Raw genomic sequence first — 3,103 nt, 5'->3', positions numbered from 1 at the left:
AAGATTGAGGGCCGAGCTGAAATCGCTTGGGCGACCAGTTTGTCCCGCTTTGCTGTGAAGTGACAACAAGCAGCGAATGTCTTCATAAATGTCCGCGTAATTCACCTGTTCCGGCAATTACTAAAGCGTCAGCTATGGGCTCGTCGCGGTCATCTGACAAAAACTGTCGGATGACGGCTTTCGCTGCCAAAGCAGACACAAGGGGTTCTGAAGCCACGCTTGTATCAAGATCCGCAATACGTACCCATACCCCTGTGGTTGCCAGAAGTTGTGGCCAAGTGTCAGGCACACCCCAAGCAGTCGGAAAATCCGGAAGTCGATAGGATCCTGCGCTAGACCACTTATGCCCCGACTTCGCCCTTACCCTTTATACCTTGAGCAATGCCGAAGCTGTGGGAGCCGGCGGCTGATCGCCAGGAGCCCTTGCGAGAGGCTGTCGACCTGGTCGTCGTGCTTGCCGTTTGGGAAAGCTGCGCACTCGGCGACGAAGGGTTCCCGGAACGGTGCCGATGACCGAATACGAACCTCGCCGCGCTCAATGGTGGGCGAATGAAGAGACATCCTCTGATCTTTGCCTTTTCCACCCGTCTTCAGGCCTCTGACAAGCTGCGGATAACGCTGGTTCAGATGCGTAAAGACACCCTGTCCCGCTCCATCTCCCTCTACAACAATCAGATTGGGCTTCCACAATTGCTCGAGCTTGACTGCCGCACGCAGCAGGTCGGGCTGGAGGTACTGAGCGCGATGAACATCCAGAATGTCGATATAATTGGCGATGAGTCCAAGGGTAATACAGACAGAGTAATCATTCGACTCCCCTGGGACAAAGGCCGGGTCCCAGCTCTGGACAACAGCCTCATAATCTGCTCGGCGGAGGCTGGCGGGCGCAGCGCCGAACCACTCCGGCCGAATGATGTTGCCGCCGGCTGGGACGGGCCGTTGTTGGTACTGGGCCTCAAACGCCCGCGAACCGATTTCACGGCGTTTCTGTTCGAGCTCAGGTAAATCCATGTGATCGGGCAAAAGTGCCGTGCCCTTCTTGCGATCCCAATTCACATCATTTTGAACTGGGATTAGTTTGTCCTCAGTTGCAATGGCCGGAAGCTCCAACACGTGCCATCCACCGTCAGCGATGAGACGGCCAGGAAGATCATCCTCGTGCAACCTCTGAGCCACGAGGACAGCAGCGCCATTCTTGGGGTTGTCGAAGCGCGTCATGACAGTGCCGTTAAACCAGTCATATACCTTGTCCCGATGCGCCTCGGAGGCAACCTCCTCAGCCTTGCTGACATCGTCGGCAATGATGATGTCCCCGCCCTGCCCGGTGATCGGACCGCCGAAGGACGTGGCGCGCCTAAACCCGTTTTGCGTTGTGCAGATTTCATCAAGTGAGATGCGCTTGGGATCGAGCGAAAGCTCAGGGAATACGGCGCGACTGAGCTCAGATTTCAAAATCAGGCGACTGTCGCGGCTAAATCTCCGTGCCAGGTCGATGCCATAGCTCATGCAGAGGATGCGCGCCGCGGGGTTCCGACCCAGGACCCATGCCGGGAACACAGTGCTCGCACAAACCGACTTCAGATGTCGGGGTGGCATCAGGATCAGAAGCCGCTTGATCTCTCCACGTTCTACCAATTCCAGATCGTAACAGATGGCGCGCAGGTGGTGGCCCATATGCAACGCGACGCCCGGCCGCAGTTCCGCAAAAGCACGGCAGACGTAGGCCAGGAGGTTCGTGCGATAGCGGGCGATCAGAGCGTCAGCCGGCTGTATCTGGTTCGTCATCTTCGATGCTCCCTTCCTCCGCCTCATCGACGGCCGCTGCCGCGTCAAGTTTCGCTTTTTCCAAAAGCACCTGCCAATCTGCCTCGATCTCAAGAACAGCGAGATCGGCCGGGGTGATGTCGTACCCCATGGCGCTGGCCGCCATGACAGCCTCCTCACCGTTGAGATCGATCAAAATCTTGATCGCTGGTATATGACCGGATTGCGCTTTGGCGAGCAGCGCATGCGCCACTGCGTCGAGATTGCTGATGACTTGTTTTTGTCCGCCCTTGTGAACGACAATTTCTTCACCTCCGAGCTTTTTAACTTTTTCGAGCAAGGACTCGTCCTTCTTCTTTTTACCGGTTGGATTGCCGGACTGGCCCGGTTGCCATTGCGCGTGTTTGGGGGGCTTGCCGTAACCGACCTCATATTCAGACTTTTTACTCCCGTTTGAACTGCTCATCAGAAGTCCTCCGGTTGGGACACAGTTTCAGGCGCGATGCTGTTGTCACCTCGCGCCACTCTCTCGTCGAAGAGCTCACCGGTCTCTGCATGCACAGCAGTGCCACCGGTCATCTGCTGCCATCGGCGAATGGCCAGATCGACATATCCAGGGTCGATCTCGACACCGATGCAACGTCGGCGCGTGCGCTCAGCCGCGAGCAGCGTCGTACCGGATCCAAGGAACGGATCGACGACCAGATCTCCGGGTGCGGTCACATCCAGCAACGCATCCATGACCATGCGAATGGGTTTGACGGTCGGATGGGCATCAAATGCATCATCGGTATCTTTGGCACCGCCGGTCGCCCCAGCGTAGTGCCAGACGTTTGAGCGGTTCCGCCCATATGCGCCGAGTTGTACGTTGTTGAGATGTCCCTGCCCCGGTTTCCGTGCCACAAAGACCAGCTCGTGCTGGGAGCGGTAGAGGCTGCCCATGCCAGGGTTGGATTTGACCCAGACACAGATATTGACCGGTTCGAGACCGAGCCGGCGCAACGCTGCCTCCATCTCACCGACATGCCGCCAGTCGATGCACGCGAACAAGACACCGCCTGGTCGCAGAACGGTCGAAGCGTTGCCGAGGGTTTCAACAAGAAAGCCCATGAACACCTCGCGGCTCATCTCACCGGAGGCTTCGGCGAACTCTTCAAAAGGTGCTGTCAGACGAATTCGAACTCGTCTCTGTTAGGCCAGTGAAGCTGTCCTTTATTCCATGCCAAGTTCGCGCCACTCGGCAAGAGCGGCGCTGCGTGTCAGCTTGAAGGTGTCTCGGCTGGTGAGCGATCGCTCCTGGTTGAAGTGGTTGTAGACGGAGGAGTGAACAGCGGCGAAT

General features: G+C 57.4%; 3 protein-coding genes and 1 pseudogene. All 4 read right to left on the bottom strand.

Annotated elements, in window-relative coordinates:
• Nucleotides 1–360: 360 nt before the first annotated feature.
• Complete coding sequence (locus GOV45_RS23115) at nucleotides 361–1,785, bottom strand: terminase (RefSeq protein ID WP_170482880.1); 1,425 nt, start codon at nucleotides 1,783–1,785, stop codon at nucleotides 361–363.
• A complete protein-coding gene (locus tag GOV45_RS23110; RefSeq protein WP_170482876.1) occupies nucleotides 1,760–2,230 on the bottom strand; it encodes a DUF5681 domain-containing protein in 471 nt (156 codons plus the stop codon). Before GOV45_RS23110 ends, GOV45_RS23115 begins: the two co-directional genes overlap by 26 nt.
• Entirely contained in the window at nucleotides 2,230–2,934 is a 705-nt protein-coding gene (locus GOV45_RS23105; RefSeq protein WP_302478500.1) for a DNA-methyltransferase, read from the bottom strand. The genes GOV45_RS23110 and GOV45_RS23105 overlap by 1 nt, the downstream gene beginning before the upstream one ends.
• A gap of 42 nt (nucleotides 2,935–2,976) precedes the next feature.
• Nucleotides 2,977–3,103, bottom strand: a pseudogene (locus GOV45_RS23420) (IS6 family transposase); the annotation flags it as partial.

Source organism: Ruegeria arenilitoris, from assembly GCF_013035425.1.
Classification (GTDB): domain Bacteria; phylum Pseudomonadota; class Alphaproteobacteria; order Rhodobacterales; family Rhodobacteraceae; genus Ruegeria; species Ruegeria arenilitoris_A.
Note: the sequence above shows the minus strand (reverse complement) of the source record. Positions and strands in the feature narration are given on the sequence as shown.